This window comes from Bifidobacterium sp. UBA4282 (assembly GCF_002394995.1).
GTDB classification, from domain to species: domain Bacteria; phylum Actinomycetota; class Actinomycetes; order Actinomycetales; family Bifidobacteriaceae; genus Bifidobacterium; species Bifidobacterium pullorum_B.
In genome coordinates, this window is the sequence record NZ_DGVO01000022.1 from 1 (window position 1) to 26,286 (window position 26,286).

General features: G+C 65.7%; 20 protein-coding genes, 2 tRNA genes and 1 pseudogene. 15 read left to right on the forward strand and 8 right to left on the reverse strand.

The genetic code is table 11. The features are described from left to right. Nucleotides 1-196, reverse strand: a pseudogene (locus B4C31_RS02900) (L-glyceraldehyde 3-phosphate reductase); the annotation flags it as partial. A 132-nt stretch (nucleotides 197-328) separates the two neighbouring features. Further along, nucleotides 329-1,651 (reverse strand): nicotinate phosphoribosyltransferase, encoded by a 1,323-nt coding sequence (locus B4C31_RS02905; protein WP_291531270.1) that lies wholly within the window; start codon nucleotides 1,649-1,651, stop codon nucleotides 329-331. Between the two features lie 99 nt (nucleotides 1,652-1,750). Between B4C31_RS02905 and rph the strand changes: the two genes are divergently transcribed. Together rph and B4C31_RS02915 are read left to right on the forward strand one after the other, a co-directional pair. Further along, nucleotides 1,751-2,509, forward strand: a complete 759-nt coding sequence (gene rph / locus B4C31_RS02910; protein ID WP_033505380.1) for a ribonuclease PH — start codon at nucleotides 1,751-1,753, stop codon at nucleotides 2,507-2,509. Between the two features lie 116 nt (nucleotides 2,510-2,625). Beyond that, complete coding sequence (locus tag B4C31_RS02915; protein ID WP_291531287.1) at nucleotides 2,626-3,294, forward strand: non-canonical purine NTP pyrophosphatase; 669 nt, start codon at nucleotides 2,626-2,628, stop codon at nucleotides 3,292-3,294. A gap of 153 nt (nucleotides 3,295-3,447) precedes the next feature. Here B4C31_RS02915 and B4C31_RS02920 read toward each other — a convergent pair whose 3' ends face one another. The 3 genes from B4C31_RS02920 to B4C31_RS02930 all read right to left on the reverse strand — a co-directional run bounded on the left by B4C31_RS02920 (nucleotide 3,448) and on the right by B4C31_RS02930 (nucleotide 4,746). Next, nucleotides 3,448-4,446, reverse strand: a complete 999-nt coding sequence (locus tag B4C31_RS02920) for an AEC family transporter (RefSeq protein WP_291531271.1) — start codon at nucleotides 4,444-4,446, stop codon at nucleotides 3,448-3,450. A 62-nt stretch (nucleotides 4,447-4,508) separates the two neighbouring features. Next, a tRNA-Leu gene (locus B4C31_RS02925) sits at nucleotides 4,509-4,592 on the reverse strand. Between the two features lie 78 nt (nucleotides 4,593-4,670). After that, a tRNA-Thr gene (locus tag B4C31_RS02930) sits at nucleotides 4,671-4,746 on the reverse strand. Nucleotides 4,747-5,032: 286 nt separating this feature from the next. Between B4C31_RS02930 and B4C31_RS02935 the strand changes: the two genes are divergently transcribed. The 10 genes from B4C31_RS02935 (at nucleotide 5,033) to B4C31_RS02980 (ending at nucleotide 15,400) form a co-directional block, all read left to right on the forward strand. After that, nucleotides 5,033-6,232: an acyltransferase family protein gene (locus B4C31_RS02935; protein WP_291531272.1), complete on the forward strand. Its 1,200-nt coding sequence runs from the start codon at nucleotides 5,033-5,035 to the stop codon at nucleotides 6,230-6,232. A 164-nt stretch (nucleotides 6,233-6,396) separates the two neighbouring features. Beyond that, nucleotides 6,397-8,094, forward strand: a complete 1,698-nt coding sequence (gene pgi, locus B4C31_RS02940) for a glucose-6-phosphate isomerase (protein WP_291531273.1) — start codon at nucleotides 6,397-6,399, stop codon at nucleotides 8,092-8,094. 264 nt (nucleotides 8,095-8,358) lie between these two features. Continuing rightward, entirely contained in the window at nucleotides 8,359-9,258 is a 900-nt protein-coding gene (locus B4C31_RS02945; protein WP_291531274.1) for a DUF362 domain-containing protein, read from the forward strand. Nucleotides 9,259-9,298: 40 nt separating this feature from the next. After that, nucleotides 9,299-9,865, forward strand: coding sequence for an ECF transporter S component (locus B4C31_RS02950; RefSeq protein ID WP_291531275.1), 567 nt, complete (start codon nucleotides 9,299-9,301; stop codon nucleotides 9,863-9,865). Nucleotides 9,866-10,031: 166 nt separating this feature from the next. Continuing rightward, nucleotides 10,032-10,472: a DUF1893 domain-containing protein gene (locus B4C31_RS02955; RefSeq protein WP_291531276.1), complete on the forward strand. Its 441-nt coding sequence runs from the start codon at nucleotides 10,032-10,034 to the stop codon at nucleotides 10,470-10,472. 285 nt (nucleotides 10,473-10,757) lie between these two features. Continuing rightward, nucleotides 10,758-11,129: a 50S ribosomal protein L19 gene (gene rplS, locus B4C31_RS02960; RefSeq protein WP_033505372.1), complete on the forward strand. Its 372-nt coding sequence runs from the start codon at nucleotides 10,758-10,760 to the stop codon at nucleotides 11,127-11,129. 136 nt (nucleotides 11,130-11,265) lie between these two features. Next, the gene (gene lepB, locus B4C31_RS02965) at nucleotides 11,266-12,003 is read left to right on the forward strand and encodes a signal peptidase I (protein WP_291531277.1); all 738 of its coding nucleotides are present in this window, start codon (nucleotides 11,266-11,268) and stop codon (nucleotides 12,001-12,003) included. A gap of 161 nt (nucleotides 12,004-12,164) precedes the next feature. Further along, complete coding sequence (locus B4C31_RS02970) at nucleotides 12,165-12,911, forward strand: ribonuclease HII (RefSeq protein ID WP_291531278.1); 747 nt, start codon at nucleotides 12,165-12,167, stop codon at nucleotides 12,909-12,911. Between the two features lie 186 nt (nucleotides 12,912-13,097). After that, nucleotides 13,098-13,943, forward strand: coding sequence for an ABC transporter ATP-binding protein (locus B4C31_RS02975; protein WP_291531288.1), 846 nt, complete (start codon nucleotides 13,098-13,100; stop codon nucleotides 13,941-13,943). Next, nucleotides 13,940-15,400 (forward strand): FtsX-like permease family protein, encoded by a 1,461-nt coding sequence (locus tag B4C31_RS02980; RefSeq protein ID WP_291531279.1) that lies wholly within the window; start codon nucleotides 13,940-13,942, stop codon nucleotides 15,398-15,400. Before B4C31_RS02975 ends, B4C31_RS02980 begins: the two co-directional genes overlap by 4 nt. A 20-nt stretch (nucleotides 15,401-15,420) precedes the next feature. Here the strand turns inward: B4C31_RS02980 and B4C31_RS02985 are convergent, their stop codons facing one another. Next, nucleotides 15,421-16,362, reverse strand: a complete 942-nt coding sequence (locus B4C31_RS02985; RefSeq protein WP_291531280.1) for an AEC family transporter — start codon at nucleotides 16,360-16,362, stop codon at nucleotides 15,421-15,423. A 198-nt stretch (nucleotides 16,363-16,560) separates the two neighbouring features. Between B4C31_RS02985 and dapE the strand changes: the two genes are divergently transcribed. Then, complete coding sequence (dapE, locus tag B4C31_RS02990; RefSeq protein ID WP_291531289.1) at nucleotides 16,561-17,718, forward strand: succinyl-diaminopimelate desuccinylase; 1,158 nt, start codon at nucleotides 16,561-16,563, stop codon at nucleotides 17,716-17,718. 14 nt (nucleotides 17,719-17,732) lie between these two features. Here the strand turns inward: dapE and B4C31_RS02995 are convergent, their stop codons facing one another. Together B4C31_RS02995 and B4C31_RS03000 are read right to left on the reverse strand one after the other, a co-directional pair. Continuing rightward, a complete protein-coding gene (locus tag B4C31_RS02995) occupies nucleotides 17,733-19,157 on the reverse strand; it encodes a GHKL domain-containing protein (RefSeq protein ID WP_291531281.1) in 1,425 nt (474 codons plus the stop codon). Nucleotides 19,158-19,210: 53 nt separating this feature from the next. Further along, nucleotides 19,211-19,942: a LytR/AlgR family response regulator transcription factor gene (locus tag B4C31_RS03000; protein ID WP_288240300.1), complete on the reverse strand. Its 732-nt coding sequence runs from the start codon at nucleotides 19,940-19,942 to the stop codon at nucleotides 19,211-19,213. A 238-nt stretch (nucleotides 19,943-20,180) separates the two neighbouring features. Between B4C31_RS03000 and B4C31_RS03005 the strand changes: the two genes are divergently transcribed. Both B4C31_RS03005 and B4C31_RS03010 read left to right on the forward strand, forming a co-directional pair. Continuing rightward, nucleotides 20,181-23,048 carry a glycoside hydrolase family 3 N-terminal domain-containing protein gene (locus B4C31_RS03005; RefSeq protein ID WP_291531282.1) on the forward strand — a complete coding sequence of 956 codons (2,868 nt, stop codon included), beginning with the start codon at nucleotides 20,181-20,183 and terminating at the stop codon, nucleotides 23,046-23,048. 514 nt (nucleotides 23,049-23,562) lie between these two features. After that, nucleotides 23,563-26,262 (forward strand): Rne/Rng family ribonuclease, encoded by a 2,700-nt coding sequence (locus tag B4C31_RS03010; RefSeq protein WP_291531283.1) that lies wholly within the window; start codon nucleotides 23,563-23,565, stop codon nucleotides 26,260-26,262. Nucleotides 26,263-26,286: the final 24 nt, after the last annotated feature.

Below are 26,286 nucleotides of genomic sequence, written 5' to 3' on the forward strand. Positions count from 1 at the left end.
CGAAGTGGGTGATGCCGTGGTCGAACGCGGTCCGGGTCAGCTGGCGCATGGTCTCGAACGGCGTGTGGTCGCCGAAGTTGTGCCAGCAGCCCAACGAGATGGCCGGCAGCTTCAGGCCGCTGTTGCCACAGCGGTTGTAGATCATCGTGTCATAGCGCGTGGGCGAGGGCGTATAGGTGGTGGTCGGTTCCATCATGGCGGCTCTCCTTCGAACATCAGGTGTCGGCAAAACGGTCCGCGGGTCTGGCGGACGGTGCCGTCCGGGCCTTACGGGGTCATCGTCCGACGCGGTGTCCCCGAACGGCCCGTCGGACCGGGCCCTGCGGGCTCACAGCACGGTGGTTTCGGTCGGAATCACCGGCTCGCCGCGCATCAGGCTCTGCGCGGTGATGGGCAGCTCGGCCAAGGCCTTCGCACGGTAGTCGTGGGCGGCCATGATCGCGTCATGTCCCTGCCACGTGGCGTCGATCTGGCCGTGGTCCACGAAGTCGACCAGCAGATCCTTCCACCCCTCTTCGGGGCGGAAGGCGGCCAGCTGATCCTCCGAGCCGGAGATGACGTGCTCGCAGTCGGCCAGGTTGTATTCATAGGAGCGGAACGCCAGCTTGCGGCCCGGCACGGTGGCCTTGTCCTTCGACTTCTTGGCCACCGGCTGCATCACGCCGTCGGCGTTCTCACGCTCGGTGAGCTTGTAGACCATCGCGCAGGTGGGAGCGCCCGAGCCGGTGACCAGCCGGGTGCCCACGCCGTACGAATCCACCGGAGCGGTCTGCAGGGCGGCCAGCGCGTACTCGTCGAGGTCGTTGGTCACGGTGATCTTGGTGTTCGTGGCACCCAACGCATCCAGCTGGTTGCGCACGCGCTGGGCGAGTGCGGCCAGATCGCCTGAATCGATGCGCACGCCGCCGAGTTCCGGTCCGGCGACCTCCACGGCGGTCTTCACGGCCTCCTCGATGTTGTAGGTGTCCACCAGCAGCGTGGTGTTCTTGCCGAGCGCATCGATCTGCGAGATGAAGGCGTCGCGCTCGGAATCATGGACGAGCGTGAAGCAGTGCGCGGCCGTGCCGATGGCCTTGAGCCCGTACAGCTGCGCGGCCAGCAGGTTGGCGGTGCCCTGGAATCCGCCCACCACGGCGGCACGGGAGGCCGCCACGGCCGACCACTCGTTGGTGCGCCGGCCGCCCATGTCCATGCACGGACGGTCCTTGGCGGCGGTCACCATACGGGAGGCCGCGGAGGCGACCGCGCAGTCGTAGTTGAGGATCGACAGCAGCAGCGTCTCCAGCAGCGTGCACTCGCCGAACGTGCCCTCCACCTGCAGCACCGGCGAATTCGGGAAGAACATCTCGCCCTCGCGATAGCCCTTGATCGATCCGGAGAAGTGGAAACGCTCCAGCCACGCGATGGTTTCGGCGCTCACGATGTTGCGGTCGGAGAGGAAGCGCAGATCCTCGTCGTCCAAGTGGAAACGCTCGAGCGCGTCAAGGATGCGGCCGGTGCCGGCCACCACCCCATACCGGCGTCCCTCGGGCAGATGCCTGGTGAAGATCTCGAAGACGCATTTGCGGTTGGCGGTGCCGTCCCTGAGCGCGGCGTCCAGCATCGTGTATTCATACATGTCGGTCATCATGGCCGGCGAATAATCAACCATCGTTGCCCCTCCTTCGGTGAGGAATGTTACCCAGAAGCGTAGTGAATCGGGGCGACGGGCTGCATCCGGAGCTATGCCCCAGGTGCTAGGTTGGGTGGCATGGCTGAAATCAAGGATCTGCTGAACAATGTGGTGCTGCGTCCGGATGGGCGTGCGGCCGACGAGCTGCGCCCGGTGCGCATCACCCGCAACTTCACCGACGCCCCGGAAGGCTCGGTCCTGATCGAATGCGGCTCGACGCGCGTGATGTGCACGGCCACGTTCACCACCGGGGTGCCGCGCTGGCGCAAGGACTCCGGACTGGGGTGGGTCACCGCCGAATACGCCATGCTGCCGCGCGCCACCGCCGAACGTACCGACCGGGAGTCGGTGCGCGGCAAGATCGGTGGCCGCACACATGAGATCAGCCGCCTGATCGGGCGCTGCCTGCGTGGCGTGGTGGATATGAAGGCCCTGGGCGAGAACCAGATCCAGCTGGACTGCGACGTCCTGCAGGCCGACGGCGGCACCCGCACCGCATCGATCACCGGCGCGTATGTGGCGCTGGTCGACGCCCTGCGCTGGGCCGAACGCAACCGCAAGATCAAGCGTGCGGACAAGGTGCTCAAGGATTGCGTGTCCGCCGTGTCTGTGGGCGTGATCAACGGCACGCCGATGCTGGACCTGCCGTATATCGAGGACAGCCAGGCCATGACCGACATGAACGTGGCCATGACCGGATCGGGGCAGTTCATCGAGATCCAGGGCACGGCCGAGCATCGTCCGTTCAGCCGCGACGAGCTGAACCAGTTGCTGGATCTGGCCGAAAAGGGCAACAAGGAGCTTCAGGCTGCCCAGCGTGCGGCGCTGGCCGAATGATGAGGTTCGCACTACCTCGGGGTTCCGAATGAGAACGGTTGGAAATGGCCGCCTCGGAATCCGAAAGGCGAGGTAGTGCGAACCACCGAAAGGAACAACTCATGAGCACCACTGACTTGACGATTGTCGTCGCCACCCATAACGAGGGCAAACTGGCCGAGATGCGCCAGATTCTTGAGGAGTGCCTGGGGGAGCGCGCCGCCGGCGTGCGACTGGTCTCCGCCGGCTCGATGAATCTGCCGGACCCGGTTGAGGACGGCGTGACCTTCGAGGAGAACTCGCTGCTCAAGGCCCGTGACGTGGCCGAGCGCACCGGATTGCCGGCTGTGGCCGACGACTCCGGCCTGATCGTGGACGTGATGGGCGGCGCCCCCGGCATCCTGTCGGCCCGCTGGTGCGGCCGCCACGGCGATGATGCGGCGAACAACGCATTGCTGCTCGCCCAGATCGAGGACATCCCGGACGCCAAGCGTACCGCCCGGTTCTGCTGCGCCGCCGCCCTAGTGGTGCCGGCGGCCGAGACGGATGGCAACGGACGTCATCGCATCGCCCGGGAAATCGTCCGTACCGGTGAGATGCCGGGCGTCATCCTGCGCGCCGCCCGCGGCGAGCACGGCTTCGGCTATGATCCGCTGTTCGTGCCCGACGACCAGCCCGGCCGCACGAACGCCGACGGCGAGCCGCTGACCAGCGCCGAGATGACCCCCGAGGAGAAGAACGCCATCTCCCACCGCGGCAAGGCCCTGCGTGCCCTGATGCCCGAGCTGGCCGCCGCACTCCTTTGAACCCAACCTTGCCGTCTTCGTCCCCCGTTCTCGGGCTTTGATCTATTCCTCTCGTCGGCCGTGGGGTAAATCGTTGAAATACCGCGGTTCTGTGAGATGGATCAGGGTCACGATAGATCAGAGTCCGTAAACGGGGACCGGGTTGGAGGGGCGTCAGGACAGCAGGAGGTGGGCGCCGGTCATCAGCGCCATCGCAATGACCGCGCTCAGCGACAGCGTGAACCCCGCCAGCCGCGCGTTGCCCAGCACCTTGTCGGTGTACAGCGTGGCGAAGATCGCCGTCGGCGCTAGGCAGCACAGCGCCACGGCCTCGCGCGTGACGGCGTCGAATGGCAGCAGGAACCATGCCGCCGCGGCGAAGAGCACGGCGAACGGCACGCGCCAGCCCAGAATCTCCAGCACGTCGCGCACATCGTGGCGCGAGGCGGGCAGATCCATCAGCATGCCGACCATCAGCATCGAACAGAACGCGTTCGCGTTGGAGAACGGCTGGCAGAACGTGCCCAGCCATTCCGGCAGCGTCACGCCGGCGATCATCAGCACGATCATCAGCACATAGGTGTCGAACGACGGCGATGAGGCGAACCCCTTGACCACGTTGCGCAGCAGGGCGCGGCGTGCCAGGCGCCGGGCGTCGCGGTCGGCGGGACGGGTGTAGGGCAGCGTCGGCGCCTCGCCGGCCCCCTGCTCGGCCAGCGTGCGGCCGGGTTGGATGTGCAGCAGCGTCTGCGTCATCACATTGGTGCCCGCCGAGACCATCACGCAGTTGCCGACGTCGAACATGGCGGCCGGCACCAGCGCCGCCGGTCCGATCAACGACTGCAGCACCGGGAAGCAGAAGCAACCCACGTTGTACCCCGACCCGTTGAGCATCAGGAATGCGCGATCGGCCACGGGTCTGCGCCGCGAGTAGACGTACATGACCAGCGTGGGCACCAGCGCCGCCACGAACGCGAACGCCGACACCACGAGCAGGCTCACGTCGTGCGGGTTCGTGGCGAAGGAGTAGATGATCGCGCCCGGCAGGATCAGGTTGAACTCGGCCTTCTGGATCACCCGGTAGTCGCGGTCGCCGAACAGTCCGAAGCGTTTGAACAGGTAGCCGGCGGCGATGATGAGCAACAGGGTGATCGGCTGGATGAGTGCGGACATGGTGAAACGCTCCCGGTTGGCCTGTGGCGTTGACGAGGTTTGACGACGAACGACGACGGATGTGGTGCGCGAGATGGGACTCGAACCCACACGTCCGAAGACACAGGAACCTAAATCCTGCGCGGCTACCATTACGCCACTCGCGCGCATTGCCGGCCGCGGACGGAACCGAAACCGCCGGTTATGCAAAACCCTAGGCCGCGGATGTGCCGCGCCTAGGGCTGTGGAGCCACTTGACAGAATCGAACTGTCGACCTGCTCATTACGAGTGAGCCGCTCTACCGACTGAGCTAAAGTGGCGTGGTCGTGCGGGCAGCATACGCGACCCGCGCACGAGAAATAGATTGTAGCGCAAGGTGGCGATTTGTCCAATTCGCCGTGTCACCGTGGCCGATGCCCGACGCGGTATGCTGTGAGGCATTGATGTCGGACCGGCGGTATGGAGAGCGAGGGGTTGCCGATGGCGAACGGAAATACTGACCGAACCAGCGGTTGCCGTATACCGGATGTCGGGGCCGACGGCGTGTCCCGCGACGGCAACCCGCGCGTCGCACATACCGCACGCGCCGCACACACCCCGCGCGCTGTGCGCAACGTGCGTGTCGAGGCGATGCGTTTGGCGGCCATCGTCGGCATCTCCCTATTCCATACGATGATGCCGTGGACGGCCCAGGCGCTGTGTGATCCGGCGGCCGGCTGCAGTCAGATCGGCGACATGCTGGGGTCGGACCCCACGGTGTTGGCCGTGCTGGGCATCATCGCGCTGATGGGCGCATGGGGCAATCATGTGTTCTTCATGATCTCGGGGTTCTATCTGATCCCCTCGCTGGCGCGCCGGTCCAAGCAGGCGGGGTATTGGCGCGACGCGTTGCGGGGCACCGTACGCCGTGTGCTGGTGATTGCCGTGTCGGTGGTGTTGGTGGCGGTGGTCGCGCTCGCATTCGACGCGTGGGTCATGCCGTTGGTGAATGTGCATCTGGTGTGGCAGTGGACGTTGGGGATTGAATTCGTGTGGCTGTACGCCGCGTTCGTGGCGGTGGCGCCGGTGCTGGCCTGCCTGTTGCGGCGTGTGCCGGCGCGGATCCGCGTGGCGGTCGCCTGCGTGCTGGTGGTCGCTCTGGTGATGGTGAACGGGTACGTCGCGTTCGTCTCTCCGGGCGACGCCGCCACGCGCGGGTTGACCGACTGGCGTAAATGGATGAGTGCGATCACGTATGCGGTGTCCTTCGCGATCGCCGGTGTGGCCGGCATGTCCGGGGCGCCGCGGCCCGCTGATCTGCCACGATGGCGGCGCCGTTGGATGAAGGCGTTGGTGGCGGTCGCCGCGGTGGTGCTGACGGTGGAGGCGGTGGCCGCGATACGCAGGGATGTGACGCTGATCGCCCAGCTGTCGTACAAGTCGACGTCCGCGGCGTCGATGGCGTTGGCGTTCCTGCTGGTGATGGTGTGCGCGGCGGGGCCGGGCGGCGAGGGCGTGGACCTGGCTCGTGCCTCGCGCGGGGCGGGGACGTCCGGTTCCGTGACGGCGCGGGCCGTGGCGTGGCTGGCCTCCGGCATCTTGGGGTTCTACATCGTGCAGTCGGTGTTCGGCACGGTGGCGATGGATGTCGCGATTCAGGGGCTGCTGGCCGACGTGACGCGATGGGCCGCGTCCGGCGGCGGCGCTGCGGGGCTGTGGCTGCTGGCCGAGGGGACGGCGGTTTCGGTGGGGTATGTGGCGGTCGTGGCCGTGCTGGATGGGCTGATCCGCCGTCCGGTGCTGCGGATGCTGCGATTGGGGCGATAGCGAACCGCCGCGGCGGTTCTGCGAACGTTTGCAGAATAAGTGGCGGCGGATGCGCGTCGCGCTGCGGGTCTGTCCAATTTCGTGGGTACCGTGGTGCTTGAAGAGCAACGGCGCGGAGCGACTTCCGTGCCGCTTCATTCGGAAAAGGAAAGGACCTGTTCACTATGGCCATCAATCCTCCTGTTGACGCCACCCAGACCCCGGCGTGGGCCGCGCTGCAGAAGCACTACGACGAGCTGCAGAGCGAGGGCGTCAGCCTCAAGCAGTGGTTCGCCGACGATCCCGAGCGCGTCGAGAAGCTGAGCTTCGACGCCGGCGACCTGCACTTCGACCTGTCCAAGAACCTCATCAAGCCGGAGACCCTCAAGCTGTTCGCCGACCTCGCCAAGGCCGTCAAGCTCGACGAGCGCACCAAGGCCATGTACACCGGCGTGCACATCAACAACACCGAGGACCGCGCCGTGCTGCACACCGCGCTGCGCCGCCCGGTCGAGGACGAGGGCAAATACATCGTCGACGGCCAGGACACCGTCAAGGATGTGCGTGAGGTGCTCGGCCGCATCTACGCCTTCGCCGACAAGGTCCGCTCCGGCGAGTGGACCGGCGTGACCGGCAAGAAGATCGAGACCGTCGTCAACATCGGCATCGGCGGCTCCGACCTGGGCCCGGTCATGGTGTACGAGGCGCTCAAGCCGTACGCCGACGCCGGCATCTCGGCCCGCTACATCTCCAACATCGACCCGAACGACCTGGCCGAGAAGACCAAGGGCCTCGACCCGGAGACCACGCTGTTCATCATCGTCTCCAAGACCTTCACCACGCTGGAGACCCTGACCAACGCCCGCGGCGCCCGCACCTGGCTGCTTGAGGAGCTCAAGGCCTCCGGCGCCATCGACGGTTCCGAGGAGAAGAAGGCCGAGGCCATCCGCAAGCACTTCGTCGCCGTCTCCACCAACCTGGAGAAGGTCGCCGAGTTCGGCATCGACCCGGAGAACGCCTTCGGCTTCTGGAATTGGGTTGGCGGCCGCTACTCCGTGGACTCCGCCGTCGGCACCTCGCTCGCTGTGGTCTTCGGCCCGGCCCGCTTCGAGGAGTTCCTGCACGGCTTCCATGAGATCGACGAGTACTTCGCCAACACCCCGTTCGAGCAGAACGCCGTGGTGCTGATGGGCATGCTCAACGTGTGGTACCGCAACTTCTTCAAGGTCGCCTCGCACGCCGTGCTGCCGTACGACCAGTACCTGCACCGCTTCCCGGCCTATCTGCAGCAGCTGACCATGGAGTCCAACGGCAAGTCCGTGCGCTGGGACGGCACCCCGGTCACCTCCGAGACCGGCGAGATCTTCTGGGGCGAGCCGGGCACCAACGGCCAGCACGCCTTCTACCAGCTGATCCACCAGGGCACCCAGCTGATCCCGGCCGACTTCATCGCGTTCGTGAACACCCCGAACCCGCTGAAGGACGGCGATCAGGACGTGCACGAGCTGTTCCTGGGCAACTACTTCGCGCAGACCAAGGCGCTCGCGTTCGGCAAGACCGCCGACGAGGTGCGCGCCGAGGGCACGCCGGAGGAGATCGTACCGGCCCGCGTGTTCACCGGCAACCGTCCGACCACCTCGATCCTGGGTGTGGCGCTGACCCCGTTCGCCGTCGGCGAGCTGATCGCGCTGTACGAGCACATCACCTTCGTCGAGGGCACCGTGTGGGGTCTGGACTCCTACGACCAGTGGGGCGTCGAGCTCGGCAAGCAGCTGGCCAAGGAGATCACCCCGGCCATCTCGCAGGACGATGAGGCGCTGGCCGCGCAGGATGCGTCGACCCAGTCGCTGATCCGTTTCTACCGTCAGTATAGGGAGTTCTGAACTCCGTTCAGAACGCTGTGCCCAGCGCGGGCGCGCAATACGGCGCGCCCGGCTACGAACAGTCCACCGGACTGTTCGTCATGGGAGTTCTGAGCTTCGCTTGGAATGCTGTTGAAGACCCCGGCTACGGTCGGGGTCTTCCCATACCTGGAAGCTATGGAATCCAGTATGCCGCCGCATTGGTGACGCGTTCGCATCCGGCGTATTGTCATATCGCTGGCGGTATCGTGAGCATATACAACCAATATCGCAAGGAGGCAGCATATGGTGACGACCTATCAGACCGACTCGCCCACCGCACCGGTGGTCTATATGACCCGGGACATCAGCCCCGCCGGACTGATGAAGGCCTACGAGGCGCTCGGCGTCAAGCCGAAGGGCAAGGTGGCTGTCAAGCTGAGCACCGGCGAAGGCGGCAACACCCACTACCTGCAGCCGGCGCTGATCAAGGACCTCGTGCAGCGTCTCAACGGCACAATCGTCGAATGCAACACCGCATACGCCGGCACCCGCAACGAATCCTCGAAGCATTGGGAGACCATCAAGGAACACGGCTTCATGGAGATCGCCCCGGTGGACCTCCAGGATGAGGAGGGCGAGATCGAGATCCCGATCGAGGGCGGCAAGCGCCTGACCAGCGACACCGTGGGCTCGCACTTCCCGAACTACGACTACTACGTGGTCCTCTCCCACTTCAAGGGCCATGTGATGGGCGGCTTCGGCGGGGCCCTGAAGAACATCTCGATCGGCATCGCCTCCTCGCACGGCAAGGAACGCATCCACTCCGGCCAGGACGAGGCGCTGCCCAACGCGTTCGACGGCGACCACGACTCCTTCCTGGAGGCCATGGCCGAGGCTGCGACCGGCGTGTTCAACGCGTTGCACGGCAACATGCTGTTCATCAACGTGATGAACAACCTCTCGGTCGATTGTGACTGCGACGGCAACCCGCACGCCCCGCAGATGAACGACATCGGCATCCTCGCCTCGCTCGACCCGGTGGCCGTGGATCAGGCATGCGTGGACCAGGTGTACCTGTCGGACGACAACAACGGTCCGCTCATCGAGCGCATGGAGTCGCGCCACGCGATCCACACGGTCGAACACGCCGTCGAGATGGGCCTGGGCAACCGCAACTACCGTCTCATCGACCTCGACGCCTGATTCGTGTCCGGAATTGAGCTTGCATAGAAGGGAAACAGATATGGCAACAACAATGAGCATCAGCCGCACGCGCGAACTGCCGTCCGTCAGGGTCCAGGCGCTCGCCACGCTCGCGGCCATCATCGGCGCGGTTGCGATCCCGCAGATCTTCCACGTCGTCGGCGCGATCTGTGGCATGGGCACCGGGCTGGGCGAGGCCTTCCTGCCGATGCATCTGCCGATCATCCTCGTCGGCCTGCTGGCCGGCCCGTACGCCGGTGCGATCGCCGGTGCGTTCGGCCCGCTGGTCAGCTTCGCGCTGTCCGGCATGCCGGGGCTGGCGATGCTGCCGTTCATGGTGATCGAGCTGGCCGCCTACGGTCTGATCGCCGGCCTGCTGCGCACCGCCAACATGCCGACCATCGCCAAGGTGCTGCTGGTGCAGGTGGGCGGCCGCGTGGTGCGTGCCGCCGCGATCCTGTTCGCCGTGGGCGTGCTCGGCAACACGACGGTGGCCGTCGCCACGATCTGGATGAGCGTGCTCGCCGGTCTGCCCGGTCTGATCCTGCAGTGGGGCCTGATCCCGCTGATCATGTTCTGGGTCGAGCATCGCGCCGCCAAGGAGTGACGCCTGTCGATACGGTCTGATGATTGATTGAAAGCCGCTTCTGTCCGTCACATGCACGGGTGGGGCGGCTTTCAAACGTAAGGGTGCGGTCGTGTCGATTGGGACCGTCCGTCTGGCGTCCCCGTGGGCGGACGGTCATAAGACAGACGTAAAGGAGAACAATGTAATGACTATGAACGATGACTGGCTGCGCGCGCAACGCGAACTCAGCGCCCATGATGAGCTCGGCTGTGTCGCCTGCCGTGGCGACGAGACTCTCACCGGTACCGGCCGCGGTGTCAAACCGCTGCTGGCTTGGCTGGCCGCGGGGCAACGGCTCGACGGATTCTCCGCCTCCGACCGGGTGATTGGCAAGGCCGCCGCCATGCTGTATATCCAACTGGGCGCGGTGGCCGTGCACGGCCATGTGATGAGTGAAGCGGGACTGGCCATGCTGCAGTCCCATCACGTCGAGGCCGCTTATGACGAACTGGTGCCGATGATCCGCAACCGTGCGAACACCGGCATGTGCCCGATTGAACAGTCGGTGCGGGACATTGACGATCCGGCGCAGGCCGAGGCGCCGATCCGGGCCGCGGTCGCCCAGCTCATGGCCGCGCAATCCTGATCCACTCGACCGCAGCCGTCGGCATGACGCATTCTGGGTGAAGTCGTTTCTGCCAGCGATGGTGTCCGCGTGAGCGGGTAGAGTGGAAAGTTGCTGTGCCGGGAGATTGGTCGCCGCATGAACCGTTCTCCTCACCAGGGTCCAGCCGGTCGGCCGCAAGGCTTGGCATCCGGCGGATTGGCAGGCTTCCCGCGGGCAGACCCAAAGGAATGACGACCCCGGGCGGGCTGAACGCCGCGCCCCGAACCGAGGCGCTGACATGCGGCAGCGTTGGAGGAAACCATCATGGTGAATGCTATCGAGGCATTTGACGCCAAGCACATGAAGCCGGCCGAGGAGATCCCGGACTTCCGTCCCGGTGACACCGTTGACGTGAACGTCAAGATCAAGGAAGGCAACAACTCCCGTATCCAGACCTTCACCGGCGTGGTGATCGCCCGTCAGGGCGCTGGCGTGCGTGAGACCTTCGTCGTGCGCAAGATCAGCTTCGGCACCGGTGTGGAGCGCCGCTTCCCGCTGCACTCCCCGTCCATCGACTCGATCAAGCTGGTCCGTCGCGGCCGCGTGCGTCGTGCGAAGCTGTACTACCTGCGCGCTCTGCGCGGCAAGGCCGCTCGTATCGTCGAGCGTCGCGACAACAAGGCCACCAAGGCCTGAGTCGTACGCCGACAACGTAAACGCGAATGCAACCCGGTGCGCCGCAAGGCCTCCGGGTTGTTTCATATGACCAGTCGCTATGATGGAACGCGACGCCGCCAACCGGAGACGCCGCCGACGCAAGGAGGACACGCGGATGCAAGCATCGCCCAATCCCGATGACGAACGGGACCTGCGCACCATGGTCGTGGCCGACCACGGCGTGGATCCCTCCCCCGTGCCCCGCCATAAGGCGCCGGCGCGTCAGTCCGCGGGCATGGGCTTGCGCGACACCCTGATCTGGTGCGGCATACCGGTACTGGTCATCCTGCTGCTGCGCGTGTTCGTATTCGGCATGTACGCCATCCCTAGCGGATCGATGGAGAACACCATCATGCCCGGCGACCGCGTGCTGACCCTGTCCCTGGCACCCAAGGCCGTGGACCTGCGCCGCGGCGACATCGTGGTGTTCAAGGATCCGGCCAACTGGCTGCGCAACGAGCAGAACAACGGTGTCTTCGGCAAGGACAGGCTCATCAAACGACTGATCGGACTGCCCGGCGACGTGGTCGAGTGCGCGGGCGAGGGCAGCCCCGTGACCATCAACGGCGTGGCCGTCGACGAATCCTCATACATCCGCGAGGGCGTCTCTCCCAGCAGCTTCCCGTTCCGCGTGGAGGTTACGGAGGGGCATGTGTTCGTCATGGGCGACAACCGTTCCAACTCCGCCGATTCCCGGTACCATCAGGACGACGAGGAGAACGGTCTGGTGCCGTTGGAGGACATCGAGGGGGTGGCGTTGGCCACATACTGGCCGTTGCAGCGCATCGGCGTATTGGACGCGCATCACGACGTGTTCGCCGACGTGCCGGGCAGACAGTCGGTCGGACTGTGATCCTTTCGGGTGTCAACCCACCTGTACCGTAACCTATTCGGAGCGTGATCCGTTTGGATCGTGATCCGTTTGGACCGCAATCCATCGGCAAAGCCGAATCGTCCGGGCCATGATCTATTCGGAATCATTGGGAACAACCACCACCGCGGCGGGAGCAAGATATGGCGCATGAAAGTCCGACACTGCAGTTGGAGCGGGAATTGGCCGCACAGGGGTATGACCTGATTGTGGGATTCGACGAGGTCGGGCGCGGTGCGCTGGCCGGTCCGGTGATGGTCGGCGCCGCGGCGATACGCGCCTGTGACCTGCCGGAGCTGGCGGTTCCGGATGGTGTCGCCGATTCGAAGATGCTGACGGAACGACGCCGTGAAACGCTTTTCGAACCGTTGCAGGCGTGGTGCGCGGTAAGTGCTGTCGGACAGGCCGGCAACGACGAAATCGACGAATGGGGCATCAGCCATGCGCTCGGCATCGCGGCCCTGCGTGCGCTCAACGCCGTGGAACGGCGGTTGGGGTTCATGTCGCCTGTGTCGCCTGCCGGTGACGGCCGGGCCGTGTCTCCTGCCCGGGACGCGGCGACGATACGGGTCGGGGCGATTCTCGACGGGCCCAACGATTACATCACCAAGGCGCTCGACACCTTCGATGCGCCGGACGTGCCGGTTCCCGCGCATGTCATCACCCAGGTCAAGGGCGACCGCCACTGCGCCACGGTGGCCGCGGCGGCCGTCATCGCCAAGGTGACCAGGGACAGGCTCATGGTGGACATCGCCCGCGGCAATCCGCGGTACGCACCCTATGAGTGGGACCGCAACAAGGGGTACGGTTCCGCCGCGCATCGCCGTGCCATCGCCGAACTCGGCCCCACCCCGCTGCACCGCACCAGCTGGCACCTGACCGGCGAGTGACCGGCACTGACTCCTCCCTTGCGGCGATACCGCCTAATCCGCAAGGATGAGCCCGGCCGGCGCCGTCACGCGGAATCGTCCGTCGGCCCGATGCCGTGCGCGTGGCCGCGGCCGTAGCCTCAAGGTATGAGAAGCAAGAACCCCACAGCATTCACCGCGAATCCCGATATCGAGCGGACTGGCGCCATGCGACCGGACTACGCGTCCGGCGTTCCCGCCTCCGCGATTCTGAACGCCTCCGGCCTGGTCATGGACTACGGCGCCGCCAACGTCCGCGCCGCCGCCGACCACGGCACCGCCGGCACAGGCCCCGCATCCGTGCATACGCTCGCGCTCAACCATGTCGACTTCACCCTGCGCGAAGGCGAATCGGTCGCCGTCATGGGCCCCTCGGGCTCCGGCAAATCCACCCTGCTGCACGCGCTGGCCGGCATCATCCGGCCGACCGCGGGCACCGTGACCTTCCGCGGCGCGAACCTGACCGCCATGCCGGACGCGGCGCGCACCAAGCTGCGCCGCAGCGCCTTCGGCTTCGTCTTCCAGTCCGGCCAGCTGCTGCCCGAACTGCCGGCGGTCGAGAACATCGCGTTGCCGATGATGCTGGGCGGCGTGGATTACCGCCTCGCCACCGATGCAGCGATCCTGTGGCTGGAACGACTCGGCCTGCGCGCGCTCGCAGGCCAGCGTCCGGGGGAGATGAGCGGCGGGCAGATGCAGCGCGTGGCCATCGCCCGCGCCCTGTGCGTGCAGCCGGCCGTGGTGTTCGCCGACGAACCGACCGGTGCACTCGACCAGACCACCGGGCGCGAGGTCATGTCGATCCTGATGGAGGCGAGCCGCGCGAACGGCGCCGCCGTGGTGGTGGTCACGCACGACCCGAACGTCGCCGCCTTCTGCGACCGCACCATCACCATGCAGGACGGGCGTCTGGCGGATCTGCCCGGCGCCGCCGGCGGGCATGACGAACGCGTGGTGTCGGCCCCCAGCTGGCAGGGGCGAACCCCGGCCGCGGGAACCGAGGTGGCCCGATGAGCACCTTCGCACTCTGGCGTCTGTTCCGCCGCCCCGGCCGCAGCGACACGACCGCGCACACCTCAGCGCTCGCCATCATCGCGTTTGCCGCCGCCACCGCGATCTTCCTGACCGTGCTCGGCGGCCTGCACGGCTTCGTCTGGCGCGCCTCCGCCGACCACACCATCGGCTGCCTGTTCAGTCCCGACGCCTGCGCGCCCGGCACCTACGAGGCGTTCTCCCGCCGGCTCGCGGACGACCAGATGACGCAGATGGCCTCGACCTACGTGGTGCTGGCCATCTTCGCCTGCGTCCTGCTGGTCGTGCCGTTCGCCGCACTCGCCGGCTCGGCTGCGCGGCTGGCGGCCTCCCGCCGTGACGCCCGCCTGGCCGCGTTGCGTTTGGCGGGCGCCACCACCGGCCAGGTGGTGCGGCTGACCGCGCTCGACGCGGCCGGACAGGCGTTGGTCGGTTCGCTGATTGGCATCATCGGATACTTTGCGATCATGCCGTTGATCATGCTGCTGAATTTCCAGAATCAGCGGTTCACGTTCGAACAGCTTTGGGTGGGGTCGATCGCGCTGGTGGCCGTGGTGGCGGGCGTGACCGTGCTGGCGCTGGTCTCGGCGCTGATTACGCTGCGCCGCGTGGCGATCACCCCGCTGGGCGTGATGTCCCGCGCCGCCGAACCGCTGCCCGCCAAGTGGCGGGTGCTGATCTTCCTGGCTGTGGTGGCCGCCGCATACCTGGTGTTCTCGAACCCGACCATGCTGACCGGCCTGGGCGATGCGATGATCTACGCGGTGGTCATCGGGTTCTTCTTCCTGGTGTTCGCGGTGGTGAACCTGGTGGGTGCGTGGGTGGTGGCCGCCCGCGCCCGCGTCAAGGCCCGTCATCCGAAGGACGCCGCCACGATGATCGCGATGCGCCGCATCCTCGACAACCCGAAGCGTGCCTGGCGCAACGTCTCCGGTGTGGCGTTGGCGGTGTTCGTCGCCGGCATCACCTCGATCTGCGGATACCTGTCGACCAGCGCGTGGACCTCGGGCGGCGCCGCGCCACCGGCCGACGACCCGGGCGTGACGATGATGCGCGATATCGGCACCGGCGGTCTGCTGACGCTGGGATTCGCTGCCGTGCTGGCCGCGGTCAGCTGCGGCGTGATGCAGGCGGGGTCGGTGTACGACCAGGCGGCCGAATACCGGATGCTGGTGTTGGAGGGCACCGACGTGAAGACGTTGAACCGTGCGCGGTTCAAGGAGGTGCTGACGCCGCTGACCACCGTGGTTGTGGTGGCGGGCGGCTGCTCGCTGCTGCTCATGTTCCCGCTGTTCGCGGCCTCGATGACGCAGCCGGCCACAATCCTGGGCTTCGTCGGCGGCGTGGCGCTGTGCTTCGCGCTGGTGTCGGTGGGCGCGTTCGCATCCAACCGCGTGGCCGCCAGCCTGAACCTGACCGACTACCGCGCCGACGACTGATCGGGTCGGGCACGGGCCCGTCACCCCAGCAGTACGGCGACCAGGGCGATGACGACGGGGCTGGTCATCGTGCTCAGCAGGATGCCATCGCGTGCGAAGGTGGTGCCGACGTTGTAGCGCGCCGCGTAGTTGTACACGTTCTGCCCGGTCGGCAGGGCGGCGAGCACCACGCAGGCGTACAGCGTCGGCCCGCGGAATCCCATCACGAAGTAGGAGAGCAGGAACGCCACCAGCGGCATGACGAGGTTCTTGAGCACGGTGACGGCGATGGTGGCCTGGCGCGCGGTCTTGTCCTGCATCGGCCTGGTGCCGTGCAGGGACATGCCGAACGCCATCAGGATCATCGGCACCGCGGCATCGCCGATCATGTCGATCGGGTCGTAGAGGAAATCGGGGATGACGAACCAGCCGGTCTGCGCCGAGATCACCGACACCGCAATGCCGAGCAGCGAGGCGATGAGCATCGGCTGATGGAATGGCTGCTTCAGCACCTCCTTGGCGGACACGCGGCCGGTGGTGGCCATGTCGAGCACGGTCAGCCCGACCGGTGTGAACAGCGCCTGCTGCATGACCAGGATCGGCGCCACCAGCGCCGGATCGCCGAGGATGTAGGTGGCGATCGGCAGGCCGATGTTGTTGGAGTTCAGATACAGCGAGTTCAACGCGCCGATGGTGGCGTGGGCCGCATCCATGTGGAAGCACAGCCGGTTGACGATCAGGAAGATCACGCCCACCGCCATGGCGGAGGCGAACGCCACCACAATCGACGAATGGAAGATGTCGAAGATCGGTTCCTTGGAGAGGATGGCGAACATCAGGCAGGGGCTGCACACGAAGAAGCTGAAACGATTGAGCACCATCTGCGCGCTCGACCCGCCGATGCGCAGCCGGGCCGCGATGTATCCGGCAAGGATCACGATGCCGATGACGCAGAATCCCTGCAACGCGTTCAGCAGTCCCATGCCACCTCCATCTCCTGTCCCTGCCAGTGTGCCAGCAACCGGCCCGCATCGGTTCATCTGTCTCACTGGTCAAGCAACCAGTATGGCGGATACCGGTTGGGAGACGGTCGGCGGTAGGCTGAAAACATGAGTGATGAGATGATGCAGGCCGCGGCGATCGAGACGCCGGCGGAGATCAGGTTCGCGCCGGATGCCACGATGGAAGAGGCGTTGGCCGCGCTGATGGAGCAGATCATGGCCGTGTATTCGGTGAGCGACGATGAGGGGCCGTTGACCGACATGGTGGAGCGGTTCCTGCGCCGCCAGCCGCATCTGACGGTCCGCAGGCACGGCGATACGCTGGTGGCAAGCACGGATCTGGGCCGCGAGCGTCGGGTGATCCTGTGCGGGCATCTGGATACGGTGCCGGTGATCGACAACTTCCCGCCGCGCTGGCTGGAGCCCGGCGATCCGGCGATCCGCGGGGAGATCGCCGCCGCGCATCCGGACGAGCGTGTGATGTGGGGGCGCGGCGCCACCGATATGAAGGCTTCCGACGCGGCGCTGCTGTATCTGGCGGCCACACTGACCGAACCGAAGGTCGATCTGACCTACGTGTTCTACGACCATGAGGAGGTCGTGGCCGAGAAGAACGGCCTGCGCAAGGTGGTTCAGGCACACCCTGAATGGATCCAGGGTGATTTCGCGATCATCGGCGAGCCGACGAACTGCGGCATCGAGGGCGGCTGCAACGGCACGATGCGCTTCGACGTGGTGTCTCACGGCGTGGCCGCGCACTCGGCACGCGCGTGGATGGGGGAGAACGCCATCCACAAGGCCGGCGAGGCGCTCGCGCGTCTCAACGCCTATGAGCCGCAGTCCATCACCGTGGACGGTCTGGAGTACCGCGAGGGCCTGAACGCCACGCTGATCTCCGGCGGCAACGGCACGAATGTGATCCCGGACGAGTGCCGCATCCACGTGAACTACCGGTTCGCCCCGGATAAGGACATCCGTCAGGCCAAGGCGCTGATGATGGGCGCGGACGCAGGCGCGGAGCTGAACAACGGCGAGCATGCGGCCACCGGCGGCGTGTTCGAGGGCTTCGGCATCGAGATGAAGGACGAATCGCCGTCCGCCCGCCCCGGCCTGGACGATCCACTGGCCCAGTCGTTGGTCGGCCTGGTCCGGGAACGTACCGGCCGCGAACCAGTGGCCAAGCTCGGCTGGACCGATGTGGCCCGTTTCGCCGCGCTCGGCATCCCCGCCGTCAACCTGGGCGCCGGCGACCCGCTGCTCGCGCACAAGCACGACGAGCAGGTGCCGGAAAGCGACCTGACGCTGATGGCCGGCATCCTGCGCGACTGGCTCGGCTGACACAGGCCTGGGGGCTATGCCGGCATCGGCATCACGATTGAGATCGAGAACACCCGGTCATCCGTTCTGATGGTCATTTCACCCCCGTACTTCGCGACCTGATGCGCGATTGAACGCATGCCGAAGCCATGGAACCGCCGGTCGCCCTTGGTGGTGACGGGCAGACCGTCACGGATGCGCACCTCGCCGGCGTAATAGTTCTCCTCCTCGATGCGCAGCAGCTGGCCGTGCGCGGTCACCGTGAATGTGATCTGCCGGTCGTCGGGATCGGGCAGCAGCACCGTCGCCTCGATCGCGTTGTCGAGGATGTTGCCGAACAGCGCATACACGTCGGATCGCTCCATGAACGCGATGGCCGCGCCGTCCGCCATCGCGGTGAGCGTGATGCCGTGTGCGGCGCAATACAGGCTTTTCTCCGTCAACAGCGTGTCGAGCGCGTCGTCGCCGGTGTCATAGATGGAATCGTAGATGCGGATGGAATTCTCCATCTGCTCGATCGATCGCAGCGGGATCGCGGACAGCGGAATCTGCGGGGGCGACGCGGCGTCGTGGGCCGGGGACGGTTCCGTGTCCACGGAGGTTCCCGATTCGTTCGGTTCCGTACGGTGAAGCTGTTGGATGGCCCGGCGCAATGAGGCGAGGTTCTTGCGCACGTCATGGAATTTGGTATTGACCAGTTCGATGTTCTCCCGGCTCATCTCATACTGTCGGGCCTTGAGCGCGTCGATCTGACGGATCACCACCAGGTCGTTCGTCAGCCGGTCGATATTCGACGCCATTGTCAGGATGATCAGGGCGAGCAGGCTGCAGGCGGCGTCATAACAGTGGCAGAGCATGCGGGGAAGGTCATTCAGCAATCCCGCGCGGGAGAGGTCGTATATGGCGATGTTGCCGAGGATGACGAAGAGGATGACCATGAGGCTGATGGCCACGCGAGCCCTCTCGTTGCGGATTTTCGCGCTGTCGATTTCGAATCGCCGTCCTATCGCAATCCATAGGGCGATGTAGAGGATCGTGGTGATGGCGAGTTCCACGGGCAGGCTCGACCACGCCGATGGCATCAGGGTGGCGGTGGCGGTGGCCGCCCGTACCAGCGCGAAGGCGGTGTGCTGCGCGGCGTAACCCATGGCGATGAGCACCAGCGATTCGATCCAGGTCACGGCCAGGGCCCAACGGGCCAGCGGGAGGATGATCAGCACGAGCAGCGGATAGAACAGCGTGTTGACGAATCCCGACACTGACGGGATGCCGGCCTGGACGCCGTCGGCAAGCATGACGTGCGCCACGCCTCCCGCACACGCCCATGCGGCTATGATGATGAGCCCGATGGCGACGCGGCGTGGCCGACGATCGCCCACTCGTCTGCAGAACAGGGCGACGCCGCAGGTGAGTTCGATGGTGAACGGGGCGTAGTACAGGAATTCCAACGGTTCGATCATCGTGGGCCTTTACGGGTGGGAGGCGCGGGGCTGGGCTGGGACGGGCACGCCGGCTACTGGCGGTAGTATCGGCTCAGGGCTTCGAGCAGCGGCTTTTTCCTGGATCGCGACACGGCGATGGTGGAACCCCCGACGAGAGTGAGGGCCGAGCCTGTCACGGATTGGATCTTGTCGAGATTGACCAGGCAATACCGGCTTGCGGGGATGAAGTGGTATTGGGCGAGACGTTCGCTGATCGCCTTCAACGTCCCCCAATCCTTCCACACATCCGTTGCGGTGTGGTACAGCAGACTGTGTCCCACCACTTCCACGTAGAGCACATCGTTCGAATCAAGGAATCGCATGTGGTCGTCGGAACGAATCGCGATGGTGGCCCCTCTGCGCGCATGGACGAGACCCAACGCCTTGCGCATGTACAGGGCGAACCCCGGATACCGAATCGGCTTGACGAGATATCCGATTGCGTTGACGTCGTATCCCCGGGTGGCGTATTGGGCCATTTTCGTCGTGAACACCAGCACCGCGCGCGACCCTCGCGAACGAAGGATCCGCGCCGTCTCCAACCCGTCGATGCCGGGCATCTCGATGTCGAGGAAGACGATGTCGTACGGCTTGTGTTCGGCGTCGTCGCACATATCGAGAAACGAAGGACCGTTGTCGAACCGGGTGATGGCGTAGCGGTCGTCCTTATCGTGGGCGTCCGCCAGATACCGTTCGATCATCGTCTTCGTGGCGTCGGCGTCACCATTGTCGTCGTCGACTATGGCGATGGAGATGTTCTTCATGGAATTCATTGTAGGGTTCGCACCGGGGTCGGCGCGAACCGGAATCCGCCGTTCACGGAATCAGGATTACCGCTTGTGAACAACAGCGACGCGCCCGGGTCGTCATCCATACCATGGGCTGCGTGGACTGCGAGGTCCGCCGGGCGGCCAGGGCCGGCAGATGGCCGGCGTCCGGGTCGTTGCTCCGGAGAAGGGGTATGTCGTCGAAGACATGCCCAGGAAGCGGAAAGGAACGAATGTGTTAGGTATCAACATCACCGATGTGATCAACGTGCTGATATCCCTGCGCGTGCAGCTGATCGTCATCGGCGTCGTGGTGGTGGCCGCGATCATCATCACCGCCGCGGTCAATCGTCGCAGCGTGCGCGACGACGCGGTCAGGAAGCTGGTCCACAGCGAGACGTGGATCGTGGCGGCGATCGCGATGATCGTGTCGCTGTGCATGATGCTGTTCGGACCGTTGACGACGCTGCTGAACAACGCCACGGCCGAGAAATACGAGATCTCCGATGACACGGTCGCCGCGGGGACCGAGTTCGTCACGGAGGTGCAGCGCGAAGGCATCACCATGCTGAAGAACGATGGCGGTAACCTGCCGATGGATGCCGACGCCGTCAATGTATTCGGCTGGGCTTCGACGAACCCGGTGTACGGCGGCGTCGGCTCGGGCGCTTTGACCGATGCGTATCCGACCGTATCGCTGCTTGACGGTCTGGAGAACGCCGGGATTCAGACTAACGAGGACCTGAGCAAGCTGTATACCGACTACCGCACCGACCGTCCGACGGTTTCCATCCAGGAACAGGATTGGACCCTGCCGGAGGTGCCGGTCGCGCAGTACGACCAGTCCCTGATCGATGACGCCAAGACGTTCTCGGATCAGGCGATCGTCGTCATCGCGCGTGTCGGCGGCGAAGGCGCCGACCTGCCGACCAACATGAAGGTCGGCAACATCGTCTACAACGAGAACTCCACCGAGTACGCGGACTACGAGGACGGCGAACACTACCTGCAACTGAGTCAGACCGAGCAGGATCTCATCGATCTGGTCACGTCGAACTTCGACGACGTAACGCTGGTGTACAACGGCGCGAATGCGCTGGAACTGGGATTCGTCGACGAGTATCCGCAGATCAAGTCCGTGCTGTGGTGCCCGCCCGCCGGCCAGAACGGTTTCAACGCGCTCGGCGAAATTATTGCCGGCGATGTGAACCCGTCCGGCAAGACCTCCGACACCTTCGTCTACGACCTGACCCAGACCCCGACGTTCAACAACTTCGGCAACTTCACTTATGACAACATGAACGAGTTCATGACGTCATGGGGCCCCAACACCGAGGTGTACCCGACGTTCGTGCATTATGTGGAGGGCATCTACGTCGGCTACAAGTTCTATGAGACCGCCGCGGACGAGGGTCTGATCGACTATGATGCGACCGTGCAGTATCCGTTCGGCTACGGCCTGTCGTATACGACCTTCTCGCAGGAGATGGGCGACGTGACCTACGCCGACGGCACGGTGTCGTTCGATGTGACCGTGACGAACACGGGCGACGTCGCGGGCAAGGATGTGGTCGAGGTCTATTACAACCCGCCGTACACGAATGGCGGCATCGAGAAGGCGACCGCGAACCTGGTGGCGTTCGACAAGACCGAGCTGCTCGAGCCGGGTGATTCGGAGACGATCTCCATCTCCTTCGAGGATGACGCGATGGCCTCGTATGATTACGAGGACGCCAAGGCGTGGGTCCTGGAACAGGGTGATTACGCCATCTCGATTCGCTCGGACAGCCATACGGTCATCGACGAGCAGCCGATCACCGTGCCGGAGACGATCACGTATGACTCCGAGGACAACACGCACGACGGCGATCTGATTCCGGCGACGAACCAGTTCGACGATATCTCGGGCGACGTGACCTACCTCAGCCGCGCGGATCACTTCGCGAACTACGCGGAGGCGACCGCCGCCCCGGCGACGATGTCGTTGGCCGACGAGTACAAGGCCACGTTCATCAACAACTCGAACTACAACCCGGCCGACTACGACAACGCCGACGACGAGATGCCGACGACGGGCGCCGACAACGGCGTGCGTCTGGCGGACCTGACCGGCAAGGACTACGACGACCCGATGTGGGACGAGCTGCTCGACCAGCTGACCTTCGAGGATATGGACACGTTGATCGCAACCGGTGGTTACGGCAACGCGGCCATCGAGAAGATCGGCAAGATCGCGATGACCGACACCGACGGCCCGGCCTCGCTGAAGGTGCTGTTCACCGGCGTCGGTTCGGTCGGTTTCCCGGTGAATACCGTGTTCGCCTGCACGTGGAACAAGGATCTCGCCCATCGGTTCGGCCAGATGATCGGTGACACGGGCCGTGAGATGAATGTCGCCGGCTGGTACGCCCCGTCGATGAACATCCACCGTTCGGCGTTCGGCGGCCGCAACTTCGAGTACTTCTCCGAGGACGGACTGCTGTCCGGCGAGATGGCGGCCCAGCAGGTCATCGGCGCCCGCGAGCGTGGCGTGTATTCCTTCATGAAGCACTTCGCCCTGAATGACCAGGAGACGAACCGCAACAACATGCTGTGCACTTGGTCGAACGAGCAGGCGATCCGTGAAATCTACCTCAAGCCGTTCGAGATGAGCGTCAAGGACGGCGGCGCCCAGGCCGTGATGAGCGGTTTCAACTACATCGGCACCACCTATGTGGCCGCCTACGCGCCGCTGATGCAGAATGTGCTGCGCGGCGAGTGGGGCTTCCGCGGCATGGTGCTGACCGACTACTTCGCCGGCTACGGCTACCAGAACGCCGATCAGCTGATTCGCAACGGCAACGACATGATGCTCGCCCCGACGGACGTGACCAATCACGTGACCGACCAGTCGGCCACCTCGGTCATCGCGATGCGCGAGGCGACGCACAACATCCTCTATACCACGGTGAACAGCTGGGTGTATGAGGATGGCGAACCCCGGCTCGCCGCCCCGATCTGGCAGACCATCACCTACGTGGTCGTCGCCATCGCCGCGGTGTTGCTGATCATCGCCGAAATCGTGGCCATCCGTCGCTTCCTTGGACGTCGTTCCTCGAAGTGACGGTCAGCGGACGCCCGGCGGGTCGGACGCGATCGACGGCCGACCCACGGCGCCCCTTCACGCGGAACGATTCGCGCCGATGCCCCGAATCATATGCGGCGTACCGCGATGATTGTGCGGCGCGATCATTCCTCCTCCCAAGTGCGGGAACCGAGAGACGGTTCCCGCGCTTTGTCGTTCGCGGCGGGTTTGCCGTCCGTGCCCCGGCGATGCCGCGACGCGCGGGAGATTCCACGCTTCGCGGCGTAAATCGAACAATGGGCGAACATCCGGCGAAAAGTGTGCGATACTGGAAGACGGTGGCTCTGCACGCCACCGCCCGAAGACTGAGGATGGCGTCGATCCCCTCGCGTGAGTGTTCCGCGAGCGCCGGTGTCCGCCATCGAGCAGCAGAGACTTTTGCAGGATGAGCCTGTGCGGTGCGCGATTGCGCGCGACCACGGTGAGAGCGTGGGGTGACAGCCGCGGCGGGCCGGACTAAGGCGACGTGGTGCAGCGCGTCGTGAGGAGCATTGTGCCCAGAACGAACCGTGAAGGTTTCGACGAGAACGAAACCGTTGATCAGTCATTGTCGGAAACATCGGCATCCGAAGCGCCGTCCGAGCCGGCGACCCCGCCGCGTCGCCGTCGTGGACGCCGCGTCACCCGTGAGGTGGGTGCGGCCGGCGCCACCGTGGCGCTGCAGGTGCAGGACCATTCGATGCCGCTGTTCGAGGAGCCGCATCTGCCGAGCCGCCAGGAGACCAAGCCGGAGACCGCGCCGTCCCATGACGAGGAGGAGCAGGCGGCGCCGCGTCGCCGTTCGCGCCGTGCCGCCGGTGCCGCCGAGCGCCGCGGGACCGAGCGCGTCTTCCAGCCGCCGTTCGACGACCCGTCCGGCGACGCCCGTGCGCTCGACGCGGTTGAGTCGTTGCCGGAGGGCCATGAGTCGCGTCGCCATCCGCGTCCGATGACGTCGCTGCTGTTCCAGGAGCCGGTGCTGCCGGAGCTGCGCCCGCGCCCCGTCGAGCGTGACGATGACGAGCGTGAGGAGGACGAGGACGAGCGTCCCGCCTCCCGCCGCACCCGTTCTCGCCGCGCCCGCAGCCGTGAGGAGGAGCGTGACGCGCGCCGCGACGAGGCCGGGGAGCGTGAGGAGGACGAGCCGCGCCTGTCGCGTCGGCGTCGTTCCCGCAGCCGTGAGGACGAGCCCGATACGCGCCGCGATCGCGAGGAGCCGCGTGCCGAAGAGCGGGAGGACGCCGATGCCGCCGACGAGGAACCGACGCGTTCGTCGCGCCGTTCGCGCCGTCTGAACGCCCAGGAGCGTCGTGCCGCGGCCGAGATCGAGCAGATCGAGGAGGACCTCGAACTCGACGAGATCACGTATCTGCCGATCGACGAGGAACGCCCCGCCAAATCCGATGACGAGGAGGAGGGGACAACGCGCCGTCGCCGTCGCCGTTCGCGCGGCGGCAACCGCGAGGATCGTGCGAACGACGAGCGGTCGCGCGAGGAGCATGAGGAGCGCCCCCGTGAGTCCTCCCGCGAGGATGAGGATGACGAGGAGCAGACCGTCACGCGCCGTCGTCGCCGCCGTCGCGGGGCCAAGTCCTCGGACGAGCAGGAGCAGCCGCTGACCCGCCGTTCGCGCAAGCAGCAGTACATCGACGAGATCACCGACGTGGAGGGCTCGACCCGTCTGGAGGCCAAGAAGCAGCGCCGCCGCGACAACCGCCGCGAGCGCAGCCGCCAGAACCAGCTGATGGAGCAGGATTTCCTGGCCCGCCGCGAGAACGTGGAACGCCTGATGGTGGTGCGCGAGCGCGAGCGCCACACGCAGATCTCGGTGATCGAGGACAACGTGCTGGTCGAGCATTACGTCTCCGACATCCAGGAGGTGGCGACCGTCGGCAATATCTATCTCGGTCGCGTGCAGAACGTGCTGCCGAGCATGGAGGCCGCGTTCGTGGACATCGGCCAGGCCCGCAACGGCGTGCTGTACGCCGGCGAGGTGAACTGGGACTCGACCCGTCTGGAGGGCCAGCCGCGCCGCATCGAGCTGGCGTTCAAGTCCGGCGACCCGGTGCTGGTGCAGGTCACCAAGGATCCGATCGGCCACAAGGGTGCCCGTCTGACCTCGCAGGTCACGCTGGCGGGCCGTTTCCTGGTGCTGGTGCCCTCCGGCGGCATGACCGGCGTGAGCCGCAAGCTGTCGGAGCGTGAGCGTAGCCGGCTCAAGGGCATCGTCTCCAAGATCGCGCCGAAGGATATGGGCGTGATCATCCGCACGGCCGCCGAGGGCGCCTCCGAGGAGGCGATCGTCAAGGATCTGGAGACGCTGGTGCACCAGTGGGAGCGCATCACCGCCAAGCGCGACGAGTTCCTGCACGGCAAGCGCCCCAAGCTCCTGCAGGGCGAGCCGGATGTGGCGATCCGCGTGGTGCGCGACATCTTCAACGACGACTTCGACAAGATGATCGTCGAGGGAGACAAGGTGTACGCCCGCATCGAGGAGTACCTGGACACGATGGCCCCCGACCTGAAGGGCAAGCTGGAGAAGTGGGACCCGGCCGAGCACGAGGGCAGGGACGTGTTCGACAAGTGGCAGATCGACTCCCAGCTGCGCAAGGGCATGGAGCGTCAGGTCTACCTGCCGTCGGGCGGATCGATCGTCATCGACCGCACCGAGGCCATGACCACGATCGACGTGAACACCGGCCGGTTCATCGGCCGCGGCAAGAGCCTGGAGGAGACGGTCACCCGCTGCAACCTGGAGGCGTCCGAGGAGATCGCCCGCCAGCTGCGCCTGCGTGATATCGGCGGCATGGTCATGATCGACTACGTGGATATGGTCATGCCCGCGAACCGCGACCTGGTGCTGCGCCGGCTGGTCGAATGCCTGGCGCGCGACCGCACCAAGCACCAGGTGGCCGAGGTCACCTCGCTGGGTCTGGTGCAGATGACGCGCAAGCGCATCGGCCAGGGTCTGGTGGAGGCATTCTCCGAGGAGTGCCCGACCTGCAAGGGCCGCGGCTTCATCCTGCACGACGAGCCGACCGTGTCCGCGGACTTCGACGACCCGTACGCCCTGAAGGGCGGCGATCCGTTCGTCAAGACGAACAAGCACGGCCAGGGCACGCAGGTGCAGATGCCGCAGGGCTCCTCGCCGGACGTCAAGGCCAAGCTCGCCCAGATCGCCGCGGCCGCCGTGGCGGCCAGCACGGAGGAGTGACGGCGTGTCGAGTTGACACGCACG